Below are 14,140 nucleotides of genomic sequence, written 5' to 3'. Positions count from 1 at the left end.
ATAAACCGAATGAGCGGCTGACGCTTACTTGGCTAGAATAGCCTGATGATCCAGATCTCCGACACTGCCCAGACCCATTTCCGCAAGCTGATCGAACGCGAGGGCGTGCCTGGCATGGGCGTGCGCCTGAGCGCGGTCGACCCCGGTACCCCGCGCGCCGACGCCCGGCTGGAATTCGCCGAACCCACCGACCTGCTGGGCGACGAGTGGGCGGTGGACTGCGATGGCTTCACCCTCTATGTCGATGCCGGCAGCGTTGGCTGGCTCGACGGTGCCGAGATCGACATCGTCGCCGGCGCTGCAGGTGCCCAGCAGCTGACCATCAAGGCGCCGCGCATCAAGGGTGAAGCGCCCGGTGATGCGGCTTCGCTGGTGGAGCGCGTGCACTGGGTGGTGGAGAACGAAGTCAATCCGCAGCTGGCCTCGCATGGCGGCAAGGTGGCCGTGCAGGAAGTCTCGTCCGACGGCGTGGTGCTGCTGCGCTTCGGCGGTGGTTGCCAGGGCTGCGGCATGGCCGACGTGACGCTCAAGCAGGGCATCGAAAAGACCCTGATGGGCCGTGTGCCGGGCGTGACCGCCGTGCGCGACGCGACCGACCACGACAGCGGCCACGCGCCGTACATCCCGCGCGACAACGTCGCCTGATCGCTGACGCGTGCCTCTGACCCGGGCCGAGCAACTCATCGATCTGCTGCTGGCCCGCCAGCAGCCCCGCGCCGTCCTTGAGAAGACCACGCGCCTGCCTTATGGCTGGGCGCTGTGGCTGCGCTCGCTGGGGCCGCTGCCGCGGCCGTTGCATGCCCGCGAAGTGATTGCGGTATTGCTGCCGCGTCCGCTGCCCGGCCGGCCAGGCCAATCGCCGCAGTTGTCACCGTGGCAGGCGTTGCGCCGTCTGTTCTGGCAGGACTGGGACGCTGCGCCGCGCGACCAGCGCTGGATGCGCTGGACCTCGGCGCTGATCAGCGCACTGCTGCACCTGCTGTTCTTCATGCTGCTGCTGTGGGTGGCGGTGATCCGCACCACTGCGCCAGACGAAGAGGGCGCCGAGGGCGAGCGCGTGCAGGTGGAGTTCGTCGGCCGCGCGACCCAGGAAGGCGGGGGCGATCAGCCCGGCGCCGAAGTCGCTGCGGCCGCTGCGGCAGGTCGGGTTGCGACGGGGCAGCAGGCGGACGCCGCCACAGCTCCTGCCCCGCGTCCGGCGGCTGCCGAAGCCGCCGCATCTTCCCCTGCATCCGCGCCGACCGCCAGTGTTCCTCCGCCGCCAGCCGAAGCCGAGCCGGCGCCGGTTGCCGCGCCGCCGCCTTCGCCGGTCCAGGCCACCGAGGTGGCGCAGGCCAGCACGGATTTCGTGGTGCCGCCGGTCAGCGTGCCGCGAACCGAAGTCAGCGTCGTGCCGCGGGACAGCACGCCCAGCGTACGCGAGCGCAGCGTGCAGCCGGTGCACGCGCCGCCGGCGCCTGCCCAGGTGCGCACCCCAGAGCTGGCCGTGCGCACACCTCAGGTGCGTGATATCCAGGTGCGCGAACGCGAAGTCAGCATCGTCGAAGCGCCCGTCGCGCCCAAACCGCTGCGCAGCCCAGAAATGCAGGTTCGCGTGCCACAGCAGGACGTGCAGGTGCTTGAACGTGAAGTGCAGGCCGTGGCCGATCCGCAGGTGCGGATGGCGGCGGTGGCCGGGCGTGAGCCCGCCGTACGCGCGCCCACCGGCCGTGATGTACAGGTGCGGGAGCGTGAAGTGGCCCCGGCACCGGCGGTGGCACCGGCATCCTCCAGTGGCAGTGCCACCGTGACGCCTGCGGCTGCGGCCCAAGGCCGCGCGGCGCAGACGAGCAGCAGCACGCGTCCGTCAGCCTCCAGCAGCACACCGGCAAACGCAGGAGCGCGCCCGGCCCCCGATCCCGGCAACTGGGCGACACCGGCCAAGGGCGATGACTGGGGATCTTCCAGCCGCAGCCGCGACGGCAGCAATGGCGGTGCCCGCCAGGCCAGTGCCGCCGGCAGGGGCAATGGCCTGTTCAATGCCGATGGCAGCGTACGCGTGCCGGGCCAGGACGGCGACGGCCACGCCGAGCGAGGTGCGCCCGGTGGCGCCAACGACGGCTGGAGCAAGGAGCGCATCGCGCAATCGGGCACATGGCTGAAACGTCCGCCGTACGACTACACGCCGACGTCGTTCGACAAGTACTGGGTGCCACAGGAATCGCTGCTGGCCGAATGGGTGCGCAAGGGCGTCAAGGCGATGGAGATTCCACTGCCGGGCACCAACACGAGGATTTCCTGCGTCATTTCGATCCTGCAGGCCGGCGGTGGCTGTGGCCTGACCAACCCCAACATGCAGGACCAGCCGGCCGTGGCACGGCCGCCGCCGGACATTCCGTTCAAGAAAGAACTGCAGGAAGACAACGGCAGCCGCTAGCGGCTGCCGTTGTCCACGCATGTTCCCTTATCCCCGCGCCGTTGGCGCGCCCCCTTGAACAACAAGGGGGCTTTTCGCTGGACCCACAGCGGGATGTGGCGGTCGTGCTGGCGTGCTTTGGTAGATGCCAACCTTGGTTGGCACAGAAGCGCCGACCAAGGTCGGCCTCTACCCAGGCACTGACCTTACGTGCTCTGCGACAGGAACACCCAGAACGGCACATCGCGACCCACCCAATCGCGGCTGGCTTCATCCATCACGTCCAGCAGGGTGTCGAAGTCCTTCTGTGCGCCGGCACGCAGCGCATCCACGTCGGCCAGGAACAGCGCGTAGCCGTTGGCTGGCAGCCATTGCAGATCACGCAGGTTGTCCGACAGTGCATCCCAGTTGCCGCCGAAACCGGCCGGGAAATCCAGTTGCGCGGCGAGCCGGGCGAGCAGGGTGCGCTTGTCCGTCACGCCCTCCAGATCGATGCGGATCACCTTCAGGCTGGCATCGCGCATTGCTGCGGCCAGCGCGCCGATGTCATCGCTGTCGATGGCATAGACGCCGGCATTGTTGATGTCATGCAGGCCGAGGCCGAAATCATCGTGGCTCATCACTGCGCTCCCTGGGCCGGTACGGTGAAGCTGCGGAACGATTCGTAGTGGTCGTCGGTGTAGTACCACGCCTCCGGCGGATCGCCGCCGGTGACGATGCGGCGCGTGCCACGCGTGCGTGCACCGGGGGTGTCGACGGTGTACTCGCGGTAGTAGCCACGCGGACGTTGCGGCAGCTGCTGCTCGCGGTTGCCGAAGGTGGTGCCGTCCTGGCGGTGCGGGAATGGACCGCCTCGCTGGATCAGGGCAATGGTCTGGCGTGCTTCGGTGGGCAGGAACGCGGGCAGGCCGTTGTCCCGTCCGGGCGTGGCCGTGGCAGGCGCCCGTGCGGTCGGTGTTCCCTGCAGGTCCGGTGCGAACTGTGGCGCCGGCGGCCGCTGCAGGAAATGGTTGGCGACCAGGCCGAGCAGCAGCAGGGCGATGGCGGTGATCAGCAGCCGGGGGTTGCGCATGGGCAGGGGCGGGCGAGGGTGGTACATGCACTGTAGCGCCTGCGCGCTGCATGGCGCATGAGGAGGGCGCCGCGTCACTGCTGCGTAACAATTGCCGTCGTGCTCACTGGCAGGACGCAATTTCCTTTACATCCCCCTTGGTAATCTGCGGGTCTGTCCCCATCATTCACGGCGCACCGCCCGACATCGTCGGGTGCCCTCGCAATCAGGAGATGCATCATGGCCTACACCCTGCCCAAGCTGTCCTACGCCTACGACGCGCTGGAGCCGCATATCGATGCGGCGACGATGGAAATCCATCACACCAAGCATCACCAGACCTACATCAACAACGTCAACGCGGCGCTGGAAGGCACCGAATACGCTGACCTGCCGGTCGAAGAGCTGGTGAAGAAGCTCAAGTCGTTGCCGGAGAACCTGCAGGGTCCGGTGCGCAACAACGGTGGTGGCCATGCCAACCACTCGCTGTTCTGGACCGTGATGGCCCCGAACGCAGGTGGCAACCCGGTGGGTGACGTGGCCAAGGCCATCGACAAGGACCTGGGCGGTTTCGACAAGTTCAAGGATGCCTTCACCAAGGCGGCGCTGACCCGTTTCGGCAGCGGCTGGGCGTGGCTGAGCGTGACCCCGGACAAGAAGGTGGTGGTCGAGAGCACCGGCAACCAGGACAGCCCGCTGATGGAAGGCAACACCCCCATCCTCGGCCTGGACGTGTGGGAACACGCGTACTACCTGAAGTACCAGAACCGCCGCCCGGAGTACATCGGCGCGTTCTTCAACGTCATCGACTGGAATGAAGTCGAGCGCCGTTACCAGGAAGCGATCGCCTGATCGCGGTGACGGGATGAGTGGAAAGGCCGGGGGAGACCCCGGCCTTTTCTGTTGCAGGATCCCGGCACGACCTATTCCGCCGTGGCCGTAGCGTCCTGCAGGCGCAGGGTTGCCAACACGCCCAGGCGCAGTCCGGGCAGGTCGCCGTCGGCGGGCAGCAGGATCGGCTGCTGGCGTATGCCGCCGAAGTGCTTGACCTGGAACAGCACGTCCAAGCCGTGGCCACTGGCGCCGCCACCACTGGCTGCAGGCGGCTCGGCGCGGCCGCCGGGATTGCGCCGTGCCGGCTGGAAGCCGGGCGTGCTCCGCACCAGCTCCACCGTGCTGGCCGAAAAGTCGCCCGCGATCAGGCTGGGCATGCCTTCGGCGGTGGCGCCGATCCAGGTCATCAGGTCGCTGGTCTGGTGTTGGCGGGCGGTGGCCTCGTCCGGGTCCGGGCGCAGCCGCGCCACATAGATGTTGACCAGCGCCTCGCCCAGCTTCAGCCGCATCATGCCGGCCGCACTGAAGGTGCCGGGAGGATGCAGCAGGGTCACGCCGTCCTCGCTCACCGGCAGCCGGGTCAGCATGGCGTTGCCATGCCGCAGTGGCTGGCTGGGTGGGTCGGCGGTGACGAAGTCGCAACTGTAGCGCAGCCGGCTGGCCAGCCAGCAGGCCGGGTTGCGGCCTTGCTGCTGCAGCACCTGCTGCACCGAGATCACGTCCGGCTGCAGGTCGGTCAGCAGTTGTGCGACCTGCTCGCGGCGTTGCTTCCATTGCGCGTCATCGCGGCTGGGCAACTCCAGCGCGGCCACGGTCAGCTGCCGGGGCGCGCTCTCACTGGCGGCGGCCGGCGCCTGCGGCCGCGCCTGTACCTGCAACGCCGGCAGCAGCACGAGACAGCTGAGCAGGAGGCGGGCGGGGGCGAGGGGGCGCATAACGATAAGTTTACGCTTTTGTCGTGCAGGTGCCGTGACTTCCGGCAGGGCCTGCACTGCCTGCCATGGATTGGCACCGTTGTCATGCAGCCCTGCAGCGTGCTTCGCAAGCCCCGGTTCCGGTAACCTTGCGCCTTTCGCTTTGCAGGAATGCCTTACAGGATGAGCCACGACGCAGTCGCCCCCATCGCCGGCCAAGGAAAGATGCCGCGCCAGATTCCGTACATCATCGGCAATGAGGCCTGCGAACGGTTCAGTTTCTACGGGATGCGCAACATCCTGGTGCAGTTCCTGATCACCTCGCTGCTGCTGCAGGAAATCACTGCGGAAGGCCGTGCCGGTGAAGCCAAGGACATCATGCACAGCTTCATGATCGGCGTGTATTTCTTCCCGCTGCTCGGTGGCTGGCTGGCCGACAGGTTCTTCGGCAAGTACCACACGATCCTCTGGTTCAGCCTGGTCTACTGCGCCGGCCACCTGTGCCTGGCGCTGTTCGAGAACAGCCGCGAGGGCTTCTTCCTCGGCCTGGGCCTGATCGCGCTGGGTGCCGGTGGCATCAAGCCGCTGGTGGCCTCGTTCATGGGCGACCAGTTCGACCAGAGCAACAAGCACCTGGCCAAGATCGTCTTCGACGCCTTCTACTGGATCATCAACTTCGGCTCGCTGTTCGCCTCGCTGCTGATCCCGCTGGTACTGAAGAACTGGGGGCCGCAGTGGGCGTTCGGTATCCCGGGCATCCTGATGTTCATTGCTACCTTCGTGTTCTGGCTGGGCCGCAAGCGCTACGTGCTGGTGCCGCTGCCGCCGAAGGATCCGCATTCGTTCGCCAACGTGGTGCGTACCGCGCTGACCACGCGCGTGGCCGGCCAGGGCCGTCCGGGCCTGGTGATCGCCGTGCTCGGCCTGGCGCTGGCGGCGGCCTCGTTCGGCCTGGTCGGCTCGCTGGGCATCGTGATCTGCCTGTGCCTGGCGCTGGTGGCCATCCTCGCCGGCATCGGTGGCGGTACCTGGTTGCAGCTGGACCGCGCCCGTGGCCAGCATCCGGCCGAAGCCGTGGAAGGCGTGCGCTCGGTGCTGCGCGTGCTGGTGATCTTCGCGCTGACCACGCCGTTCTTCTCGCTGTTCGACCAGAAGGCCTCGACCTGGGTCCTGCAGGGCCAGCAGATGCAGATGCCGAGCTGGTTCACCGCCTCGCAGATGCAGGCGCTGAACCCGCTGCTGGTGATGATCCTGATTCCGTTCAACAACCTGGTGCTGTACCCGGCCCTGCGCCGCTTCGGCTTTGAGCCGACCGCGCTGCGCCGCATGACCGCCGGCATCGCCTTCAGCGGCCTGGCCTGGATCGTGGTCGGCGGCATCCAGGTGGTGATGGACGGCGGCAACGCCATGTCGATCTTCTGGCAGATGCTGCCGTATGCGCTGCTGACCTTCGGTGAGGTGCTGGTCTCGGCCACCGGCCTGGAGTTCGCCTACAGCCAGGCGCCACAGGCGATGAAGGGTGTGGTGATGAGCTTCTGGAACCTGACCACCACCATCGGCAACCTGTGGGTGCTGCTGTCGAACGCTGCCGTGCGCAACGATGCCGTGACCCACAGGATTGCCAGTACGGGCCTGAGCGAAGCGGCGTTCCTGATGTTCTTCTTCGCCGGTTTCGCCTTCGTCGCGGCGTTGGCCTTCGGTTGGTACGCGAAACGCTATCGTATGGTCGACAACTACCGTAGCGCCTGAGCCTGACATGACCCCCGTCAATCTGCTGTTGATCGCCATCACCGCCATCCTGTCGTGGATGGCGTTCAACAACCGCAAGCTGGCCGATCGCCTGATCCTGTGGCCGCCGGCCGTCGACCGCCATCGCCAGTACGACCGGCTGGTGACCTATGGCTTCATCCACGCCGACTGGTCGCACCTGATCTTCAACATGATCACCCTGTTCTTCTTCGGGGGATTCATCGAGAGCGTGATGGTGCAGCTGACCGGCAGCTACCTGACCTACCCGGCGTTCTACATCGGCGCGCTGCTGGTCTCGATCCTGCCCAGCTACCTGAAGAACCAGAAGAACCCGAACTACCTCAGCCTGGGGGCATCCGGTGCGGTGTCGGCGGTCCTGTTCGCCTTCATCCTGATCAAGCCGTGGTCGATCATCCTGGTGTTCTTCATCCCGGCACCGGCGATCATCTATGCCGCGTTCTACGTCGGCTACAGCATCTGGATGGACAAGCGCGGCGGCGATCGCATCAACCACAGCGCGCACCTGGCAGGTGCGGCGTTCGGCGTGATCTTCATGCTGGCCATGCAGCCGAGCATCTTCAACCACTTCCTGCGCGAACTCTCCAACCCGACCTTCCGCCTGGGCGGCTGAAGCGTGCCAGGGTCGGATCCTGCGGATCCGACCCCGGCGTATCCGGTTTCAGGCCTGGGTCGTGTGGCCGTAGGTATCCAGCAGGCGGGCGAACACTTCCTCGCCGATGCGCTGGAAATCCTGATCCTCGGTCTGCCCTTCCACCGCCAGTTGCAGCAGGCCCTCCAGCAGGGCGCGGTCGGTATCGGAATGGGAATTGCTGGCGTGCATGGGAGCCTCCACGGTGGTGCGCATGGTCAACGGTCGCAAGGGTCGTGCCAGCCTGGCCGTACCCCTCCATAGGCGATAGCGGCCGGCCCGCCTCCAGCTTGAGGGCGAAAACTGACGTGAATGGACTGGACTTGCCCCTGTTCAGGCTTCACGCGATCATGGCGCCCGGCTGCGCACCATCCACGCAGTCGCCGCAGGAGACAGTTCCATGGCTTCGGTCACGCCCCCCGGTCTGGCCTACGAGGTCGAACACGACCTGGCCAACCACCGCTTCACCGCCCGTGTACGAGGACAGCTGGCGGTGCTGGACTACCAGATCAAGCGCAAGCGCATGGTGATCACCCACACCGAGGTGCCCGAGCCGATCGCCGGCCGTGGCATCGCCGGTGAGCTGACCCGCGTGGCACTGCGTTTCGCCCGCGAGCAGAAGTACAAGGTGGTGCCGGCATGTTCCTACGCCGAGGCTTTCCTGCAGCGGCACGAGGAGTACCACGACCTGCTCGTTGGCTGAGTGCCAGCGGGCCACGCTTCAGCCATGGCAGGCGATGATGTACAAACATGAACAGGGGATCCCGATGAAGATTGGAAACAACCGGCCACTGCACGGCAGCGTGCTGGCCGGCGTGGTGGGCGTGCTGTTGCTGGCCGGTTGCCAGCGTGAAAGCGAGCCGGCACCGGCGACCGACGCGGCGCCCGCCGCCGAAGCCACCGCCGCCGGCGAGACGCCGGCCACGGAAGCGCCGCTGGACCTGCGCGACGTGATCGAAAACAACGAGCGTGAGGTGGTGGGCATCAGCTACCCGGCGGGTATCGACCGCTACCCCGGCCTGGCGCGCGCGCTGCAGGACTATGCCACCAGCGCACGCAGCGACCTGCAGCAGGCGCTGGACGGGCTGGGCAACGACAAGCCGACCATGCCCTACGAGCTGTCGCTGAGCTTCGAGAAGCTGCTGGAAACGCCGCAGCTGGTGGTGGTCAGTGCTGATGGCAGCCGCTATACCGGTGGCGCCCATGGCGAACCACTGGTGGCGCGCTTCGTGTGGCTGCCGCAGCAGCAGCAGATGCTCAGCGCCGACAAGCTGGTGGCCGATGCCAAGGGCTGGAAGGTGATCAGTGAGTTCGTCGCCGACCAGCTGCGCGAACGCGTGGCCACGCGGCTCAGCGGCGAGGACATGGACCCGGCCCAACTGCAGGAATCGCTGCGCAACGCATCGCGCATGATCGCCGACGGTACTGGCCCGCAGGCCGACAATTTCAGCCAGTTCCAGCCACTGACCGACGACAAGGGGCAGATCACCGCGCTGCGCTTTGTTTTCCCTCCGTACCAGGTGGGTCCATACTCGGACGGCACCCAGACCGCCGATGTACCGGCGGCGGTGCTGTTGCCGCACGTGGCCAAGGACTACGTGGAGCTGTTCGCACGCGGTTGACCGCAGTCGAGGAGGTGACGTGGATACAGGGTTGCAGGAGCGGGTCGCCGGCCTGCTCCACGAAGCCGGGGTCCGCATCGGCGGTACCCAGCCACAGGACATCCAGGTGCATGACCCGCGCTTCTTCGCGCGGGTCATGGGCCAAGGCTCGCTCGGCCTGGGCGAGAGCTACATGGAAGGGTGGTGGGATGCGAACGTCCTGGATGAATTCCTCGCCCACCTGATGCAGGCGCACCTGGATGAACGGGTGCACGGCTGGCGCGAAGTGGCCGATGCGCTGAAGGCGCGCCTGTTCAACCTGCAGGCGGGGCAGGGCAGCTACGAGGTCGGGCGCCGTCATTACGACCTGGGCAACGATCTCTACCAGGCCATGCTCGGCCAGCGCCTGGTCTACAGCTGCGGCTATTGGCGCAACGCCGATGATCTCGACGCCGCACAGGAAGCCAAGCTCGACCTGGTCTGCCGAAAGCTGGGCCTGCGCCCGGGCCAGCGCGTGCTGGACATCGGCTGCGGTTGGGGCGAAGCGCTGAAGTTCGCCGCTGAGCGCTACGGTGTGAGTGGCGTCGGCGTGACGATTTCGCAGGAGCAGGCCGAGTTCGCGCGGAACCTGTGCGCGGGCCTGCCGATCGAGATCCGATTGCAGGACTACCGCGAGCTGGACGAACCGTTCGATGCGATTTTCTCGATCGGCATGTTCGAGCACGTCGGTGACAAGAACTACGCGGGCTTTTTCGAGGTGGCCAAGCGTTGCCTGTCGCCGCGCGGCCTGCTGCTGTTGCACACCATCGGCACCAACATCTCCCGGCATCGCACCGATCCGTGGATCGCGCGCTACATCTTTCCCAACTCGATGCTGCCGTCGGCGGCGCAGATCACCCGGGCGTTCGAAGGCCGTTTCGTGCTGGAAGACTGGCACAACTTCGGCACCGACTACGACCTGACCCTGCAGGCCTGGCGGCGCAACGTGGAAGCAGCGTGGCCGCGGCTGGATGCGCACTACGAAGAGCACTTCCGGCGAATGTGGCGCTTCTACCTGGCCGGGTCGATGGCCACCTTCCGCTGCCGGCATGCGCAGCTGTGGCAGCTGGTGCTATCGCCGGAAGGCGTGCCGGGCGGGTACGTGGCGCCACGATGAAGCCAGCGCGGGGTCGGAGACCCCGGGGTCAGATCCCTTTTCACAGAAAAGGGCTCTGACCCCAACCACAACAAAAAAACCGCCCGGTCTCCCGGGCGGTTTTCGTTTCACGCTAGCGCGCAGGCGATCAGTTGCCGGCGCCGGTCAGGCCACGTTTTTCCAGCAGCGGTTCGATCTGCGGCTCGTGGCCGGCGAAATCGCGGAACAGCTGCATCGCGTCGACGCTGCCGCCCTTGGACAGCAGGGTGGCACGGAAGTGGTCGCCGTTCTTGCGGCTCAGGCCGCCATTGTCCTTGAACCACTTCTGGGTGTTGGCATCAAGCACTTCCGACCAGATGTAAGCGTAGTAGCCGGCCGAATAGCCGCCCATGATGTGACTGAAGTACGGGGTCCTGTAACGCGGCGGAACCGGAGCGTAGTAGATGCCGTCCTTCTCCAGTGCGGCGCGCTCGAAGGCCATTACGTCCTTGGCCGCCGGCACCTGGTCCGGGCCGATCTGGTGCCAGCGCTGATCCAGCATGGCCGCACCCAGGTACTCGGTGGTGGCGAAGCCCTGATTGAACTTGGCCGCCGCCAGCACCTTGTCCAGCAGCGCCTGCGGCATCGCCGAACCGTTCTGGTAGTGCTTGGCGTAGTTCTTCAGGATGACCGGGTTGTCAGCCCACATCTCGTTGACCTGCGAGGGGAACTCGACGAAGTCACGCGGCACCGAGGTGCCCGAGAAGTACGGGTACTTCACGTTGGAGAACATGCCGTGCAGGGCGTGGCCGAACTCGTGGAAGGTGGTGTTCACCTCATCCCAGGTCAGCAGGGTCGGCTGGCCGGCCGGCGGCTTCGGGATGTTCAGGTGGTTGGCGACCACCGGCTTGAAGCCGGTCAGCTTGGACTGCGAGACGTAGGAGTTCATCCACGCACCGCCGCGCTTGGAGGCGCGTGCATACGGGTCGAAGATGAAGATCGCCAGCTGGCTGCCGTCGGCATCGAACACGTCGTAGACGGTGACGTCATCGTGATAGACCGGCAGGTCGGTGCGCTGCTTGAAGGTCAGGCCGAATTCCAGATTGGCGGCATGGAACACGCCGTTCTCCAGCACGTTCTTCATTTCGAAGTACGGCTTCAGCTGCGACTCGTCGAAGTTGTACTTGGCCTGGCGCACCTTCTCGCTGTAGAAGGCCCAGTCCCACGGTTCCAGCTTGAACGTCGGCTTGCCGGCCGCCTTCTGTTCCTGGTCGATCATCGCCTGCAGGTCGGCAGCTTCGCGCTTGGCGTTCGCCACGGCGGCCGGAGCCAGCTTGCCCAGCATCGCGTTGACCGCTTCGGGGGTCTTCGCGGTCTGGTTGGTCAGGTTGTAGGCCGCGAAGTTCGGGAAGCCCATCAGCTTGGCCTTGTCGGCACGCAGCTGCATGATGCGCGAGACCAGCGCGGTGTTGTCGAACTCACCGCCACGGCTGCCACGGCTGACCGACGCTTCGTAGATCTTCTGGCGCAGGGCGCGGCTGGCCAGGTTGGTCAGCGGCGGCTGGCCGGTGGTGTTGAGCAGGGTGATCACGTACTTGCCGTCCTGGCCGCGGGCCTTGGCAGCTTCGGCGGCGGCGGCGATCTGCTCCTTGGACAGGCCGTCCAGCTCCTTGACGTCGTCGACGGTGATCGCTGAAGCGTTCACTTCCGACTGCACGTTCTGGCTGAACTTGGTACCCAGGTTGGCCAGCTCGGCGTTCATCTCCTTCAGCTTGGCCTTGTCGGCTTCGGACAGCTTGGCACCGGCGCGCACGTAGTTGTCGTAGTACTTCTCGACCAGGCGTACGCCTTCGGCGTCCAGGCCCAGCTGGCCGCGGGTGTCGTACAGCGCCTGGATGCGGGCGAACAGCTTGCCGTTCAGCGCGATCGCATCGCTGTGCGCGGCGAACTTCGCCGAGTAGTCGGCCTGCAGCTTCTTGCGGGTGTCATTGGTATCGGCACCGACCAGGCTGAAGAACACGGTGGTCGCGCGGTCGAGGATGTCACCGCTCTTTTCCAGGGCGATGATGGTGTTGTCGAAGGTCGGCTTGGCCTTGTTGTTGGCGATCGCTTCCACTTCCTTCAGCTGCTGCGCCATGCCGGCGTCGAAGGCCGGGGCGAAGTCGCTGTCCTTGATCCTGTCGAACTGCGGATAATGCAGGGGCAGCGGGCTTTCGGCGAAGAACGGATTGGCCTGCTGGGCATGGGTGCTGGCAGCCGGGGTGGCGGCGCCGGCCGAGAAGGCGGGCAGGGCAAGGCCGAGGGACATGGCCACGGCAAGGGCAAGGCGGGTGGTCAAGGCAGGAACTCCGGTAAGGCAAACAAGGGCCCGAGGGTAACCCGGCCGGCGGCGCCCGCACTTGTGTCAAAAGGCATGTTGCCGGCTCCGGGCGCGGGTACCATGCATTCACCGCCCTCGGCCCGCCACCATGACCACCGCCTACGATTTCAGCTTCCGTGACCTCGACGGCCATCCACAGGCGCTGGCCCGTTATCAGGGCCACCCGTTGCTGCTGGTGAACGTCGCCAGCCGCTGTGGGTTCACCCCGCAGTACACCGGGCTGGAACAGCTGTGGCAGGACTACCGCGAACGCGGCCTGGTGGTGATCGGCTTCCCGTGCAACCAGTTCGGCGCGCAGGAGCCGGGGGACGCGGCGCAGATCCGGCAGTTCTGTTCGCTGGACTATCCGGTCAGCTTTCCGCTTTCAGAGAAGATCGAGGTCAACGGCGAGGGCGCTGATCCGTTGTGGGCCTGGATGACGCACGAAAAGCGTGGCCTGCTCGGCAGTGCCCGCATCAAGTGGAATTTCAGCAAGTTCCTGGTCGATCGCCAGGGGCAGGTGGTGTCGCGGCATGCGCCCACCACCCGGCCGGAGCAGTTGCGCAGCGCGATCGAAGCGCTGCTGTAGAGCCGAGCCCACGCTCGGCTGCTTTTCCGGCTGACTTCGAGGGCGCGCGCCGCGCGCAAGCCGAGCGCGGGCTCGGCTCTACAGATGCGACGGGTTATTTCTCGACGAACGCGCGTTCGAACACGTAGTGGCCCGGTTGGCCGATGCGCGGCGAAACCTGGAAACCCCGGGCATCGAGCACGGTGCGAAGATCGGCCAGCATCTGCGGGCTGCCGCAGATCATCGCGCGGTCGTTTTCCGGGCTCAGTTCCGGCAGGCCGAGGGTGCGCTGCATCTCGCCGCTCTCCATCAGCTGGGTCAGGCGGCCCTTGTTGGCGAACGGCTCGCGGGTGACGGCCGGGTAGTACAGCAGCTTGTCGCCGATCATCTCGCCGAGGAACTCGTGCTCACGCAGTTCCCTCTCGAAGTAATCGCGGTAGGCCAGGTCCTTTTCGTAGCGCACGCCGTGGCACAGGATCACCTTCTCGAAGCGCTCGTAGGTTTCCGGGTCCTTGATGACCGACAGCCACGGCGCCAGGCCGGTGCCGGTGCCCAGCAGGTACAGGTTCCTGCCGGGATGCAGGTCGCTGATCAGCAGGGTGCCGGTGGGCTTCTTGCCGACCAGTACCTTGTCGCCCGGCTTGATGTGCTGCAGGCGCGAGGTCAGCGGGCCGTCCTGCACCTTGATGCTGAAGAACTCCAGTTGTTCTTCCCAGTTGGCACTGGCAATGGAATAGGCGCGCAGCAGCGGTCGCGCCTCGGTTTCCAGGCCGATCATCACGAACTGGCCGTTCTCGAAGCGGAAACCGCTGTCGCGGGTGGTGGTGAAGCTGAAGTAGGCATCGGTCCAGTGACGGACCTCAAGCACCGTTTCGGCGCCGAAAGCGGAGGACATGGGCGTATCTA

General features: G+C 66.2%; 15 protein-coding genes. 9 read left to right on the top strand and 6 right to left on the bottom strand.

The features are described 5' to 3' along the window. The first annotated feature begins 45 nt into the window (after nucleotides 1-45). Nucleotides 46-645: an NfuA family Fe-S biogenesis protein gene (locus ACM0PK_RS00705; protein WP_005417610.1), complete on the top strand. Its 600-nt coding sequence runs from the start codon at nucleotides 46-48 to the stop codon at nucleotides 643-645. 10 nt (nucleotides 646-655) lie between these two features. Next, a complete protein-coding gene (locus tag ACM0PK_RS00700) occupies nucleotides 656-2,416 on the top strand; it encodes a hypothetical protein (RefSeq protein WP_414607817.1) in 1,761 nt (586 codons plus the stop codon). A gap of 185 nt (nucleotides 2,417-2,601) precedes the next feature. Here the strand turns inward: ACM0PK_RS00700 and ACM0PK_RS00695 are convergent, their stop codons facing one another. Together ACM0PK_RS00695 and ACM0PK_RS00690 are read right to left on the bottom strand one after the other, a co-directional pair. Next, nucleotides 2,602-3,015 carry a barstar family protein gene (locus ACM0PK_RS00695; RefSeq protein ID WP_065196636.1) on the bottom strand — a complete coding sequence of 138 codons (414 nt, stop codon included), beginning with the start codon at nucleotides 3,013-3,015 and terminating at the stop codon, nucleotides 2,602-2,604. Then, a complete protein-coding gene (locus ACM0PK_RS00690) occupies nucleotides 3,015-3,467 on the bottom strand; it encodes a guanyl-specific ribonuclease (RefSeq protein WP_061478000.1) in 453 nt (150 codons plus the stop codon). Before ACM0PK_RS00690 ends, ACM0PK_RS00695 begins: the two co-directional genes overlap by 1 nt. 219 nt (nucleotides 3,468-3,686) lie before the next feature. Here ACM0PK_RS00690 and ACM0PK_RS00685 point away from each other — a divergent pair, with 219 nt between their 5' ends. Beyond that, on the top strand, nucleotides 3,687-4,298 hold the full coding sequence (locus tag ACM0PK_RS00685; RefSeq protein WP_005410310.1) for a superoxide dismutase: 612 nt from the start codon (nucleotides 3,687-3,689) through the stop codon (nucleotides 4,296-4,298). Nucleotides 4,299-4,369: 71 nt separating this feature from the next. Here the strand turns inward: ACM0PK_RS00685 and ACM0PK_RS00680 are convergent, their stop codons facing one another. Next, nucleotides 4,370-5,215 (bottom strand): endonuclease/exonuclease/phosphatase family protein, encoded by an 846-nt coding sequence (locus tag ACM0PK_RS00680; RefSeq protein WP_065196637.1) that lies wholly within the window; start codon nucleotides 5,213-5,215, stop codon nucleotides 4,370-4,372. 162 nt (nucleotides 5,216-5,377) lie between these two features. Here ACM0PK_RS00680 and ACM0PK_RS00675 point away from each other — a divergent pair, with 162 nt between their 5' ends. Both ACM0PK_RS00675 and ACM0PK_RS00670 read left to right on the top strand, forming a co-directional pair. Beyond that, nucleotides 5,378-6,943: a POT-type proton-dependent oligopeptide transporter gene (locus ACM0PK_RS00675; protein ID WP_235648463.1), complete on the top strand. Its 1,566-nt coding sequence runs from the start codon at nucleotides 5,378-5,380 to the stop codon at nucleotides 6,941-6,943. Between the two features lie 7 nt (nucleotides 6,944-6,950). Continuing rightward, nucleotides 6,951-7,574: a rhomboid family intramembrane serine protease gene (locus ACM0PK_RS00670; protein ID WP_005417591.1), complete on the top strand. Its 624-nt coding sequence runs from the start codon at nucleotides 6,951-6,953 to the stop codon at nucleotides 7,572-7,574. 48 nt (nucleotides 7,575-7,622) lie between these two features. Here the strand turns inward: ACM0PK_RS00670 and ACM0PK_RS00665 are convergent, their stop codons facing one another. Further along, a complete protein-coding gene (locus tag ACM0PK_RS00665; RefSeq protein WP_180883853.1) occupies nucleotides 7,623-7,784 on the bottom strand; it encodes a hypothetical protein in 162 nt (53 codons plus the stop codon). Nucleotides 7,785-7,992: 208 nt separating this feature from the next. Here ACM0PK_RS00665 and ACM0PK_RS00660 point away from each other — a divergent pair, with 208 nt between their 5' ends. Genes ACM0PK_RS00660 through cfa form a run of 3 tightly spaced genes read left to right on the top strand, consistent with a single transcriptional unit; the run spans nucleotide 7,993 to nucleotide 10,349 of the window. Further along, nucleotides 7,993-8,295, top strand: coding sequence for a GNAT family N-acetyltransferase (locus ACM0PK_RS00660; RefSeq protein WP_005417588.1), 303 nt, complete (start codon nucleotides 7,993-7,995; stop codon nucleotides 8,293-8,295). 37 nt (nucleotides 8,296-8,332) lie between these two features. After that, the gene (locus ACM0PK_RS00655; RefSeq protein ID WP_134972247.1) at nucleotides 8,333-9,214 is read left to right on the top strand and encodes a DUF3298 and DUF4163 domain-containing protein; all 882 of its coding nucleotides are present in this window, start codon (nucleotides 8,333-8,335) and stop codon (nucleotides 9,212-9,214) included. Nucleotides 9,215-9,233: 19 nt separating this feature from the next. Continuing rightward, nucleotides 9,234-10,349 (top strand): cyclopropane fatty acyl phospholipid synthase, encoded by a 1,116-nt coding sequence (cfa, locus tag ACM0PK_RS00650; RefSeq protein WP_134972243.1) that lies wholly within the window; start codon nucleotides 9,234-9,236, stop codon nucleotides 10,347-10,349. Between the two features lie 127 nt (nucleotides 10,350-10,476). On the opposite strand, the gene ACM0PK_RS00645 is transcribed toward cfa, so the two are convergent. Beyond that, nucleotides 10,477-12,645, bottom strand: a complete 2,169-nt coding sequence (locus ACM0PK_RS00645; protein ID WP_414607816.1) for a M3 family metallopeptidase — start codon at nucleotides 12,643-12,645, stop codon at nucleotides 10,477-10,479. A 130-nt stretch (nucleotides 12,646-12,775) separates the two neighbouring features. Between ACM0PK_RS00645 and ACM0PK_RS00640 the strand changes: the two genes are divergently transcribed. Continuing rightward, a complete protein-coding gene (locus tag ACM0PK_RS00640; RefSeq protein WP_252745093.1) occupies nucleotides 12,776-13,255 on the top strand; it encodes a glutathione peroxidase in 480 nt (159 codons plus the stop codon). 94 nt (nucleotides 13,256-13,349) lie between these two features. Here the strand turns inward: ACM0PK_RS00640 and ACM0PK_RS00635 are convergent, their stop codons facing one another. Further along, nucleotides 13,350-14,129: a ferredoxin--NADP reductase gene (locus ACM0PK_RS00635; protein WP_414607815.1), complete on the bottom strand. Its 780-nt coding sequence runs from the start codon at nucleotides 14,127-14,129 to the stop codon at nucleotides 13,350-13,352. Nucleotides 14,130-14,140 lie beyond the last annotated feature (11 nt).

This window comes from Stenotrophomonas sp. FR010 (assembly GCF_047520755.2).
GTDB classification, from domain to species: Bacteria; Pseudomonadota; Gammaproteobacteria; order Xanthomonadales; family Xanthomonadaceae; genus Stenotrophomonas; species Stenotrophomonas sepilia.
The sequence above is the reverse complement of the archived record's forward strand: the minus strand, read 5'-3'. Positions and strand labels throughout refer to the sequence as shown.

Coding starts and splice junctions, on each gene's coding strand:
- ACM0PK_RS00705 (WP_005417610.1), top strand. CDS start 46: ATGATCCAGATCTCCGACACTGCCCAGACCCATTTCCGCAAGCTGATC.
- ACM0PK_RS00695 (WP_065196636.1), bottom strand. CDS start 3,015: ATGAGCCACGATGATTTCGGCCTCGGCCTGCATGACATCAACAATGCC.
- ACM0PK_RS00690 (WP_061478000.1), bottom strand. CDS start 3,467: ATGCGCAACCCCCGGCTGCTGATCACCGCCATCGCCCTGCTGCTGCTC.
- ACM0PK_RS00685 (WP_005410310.1), top strand. CDS start 3,687: ATGGCCTACACCCTGCCCAAGCTGTCCTACGCCTACGACGCGCTGGAG.
- ACM0PK_RS00680 (WP_065196637.1), bottom strand. CDS start 5,215: ATGCGCCCCCTCGCCCCCGCCCGCCTCCTGCTCAGCTGTCTCGTGCTG.
- ACM0PK_RS00675 (WP_235648463.1), top strand. CDS start 5,378: ATGAGCCACGACGCAGTCGCCCCCATCGCCGGCCAAGGAAAGATGCCG.
- ACM0PK_RS00670 (WP_005417591.1), top strand. CDS start 6,951: ATGACCCCCGTCAATCTGCTGTTGATCGCCATCACCGCCATCCTGTCG.
- ACM0PK_RS00665 (WP_180883853.1), bottom strand. CDS start 7,784: ATGCACGCCAGCAATTCCCATTCCGATACCGACCGCGCCCTGCTGGAG.
- ACM0PK_RS00660 (WP_005417588.1), top strand. CDS start 7,993: ATGGCTTCGGTCACGCCCCCCGGTCTGGCCTACGAGGTCGAACACGAC.
- ACM0PK_RS00655 (WP_134972247.1), top strand. CDS start 8,333: ATGTACAAACATGAACAGGGGATCCCGATGAAGATTGGAAACAACCGG.
- ACM0PK_RS00640 (WP_252745093.1), top strand. CDS start 12,776: ATGACCACCGCCTACGATTTCAGCTTCCGTGACCTCGACGGCCATCCA.
- ACM0PK_RS00635 (WP_414607815.1), bottom strand. CDS start 14,129: ATGTCCTCCGCTTTCGGCGCCGAAACGGTGCTTGAGGTCCGTCACTGG.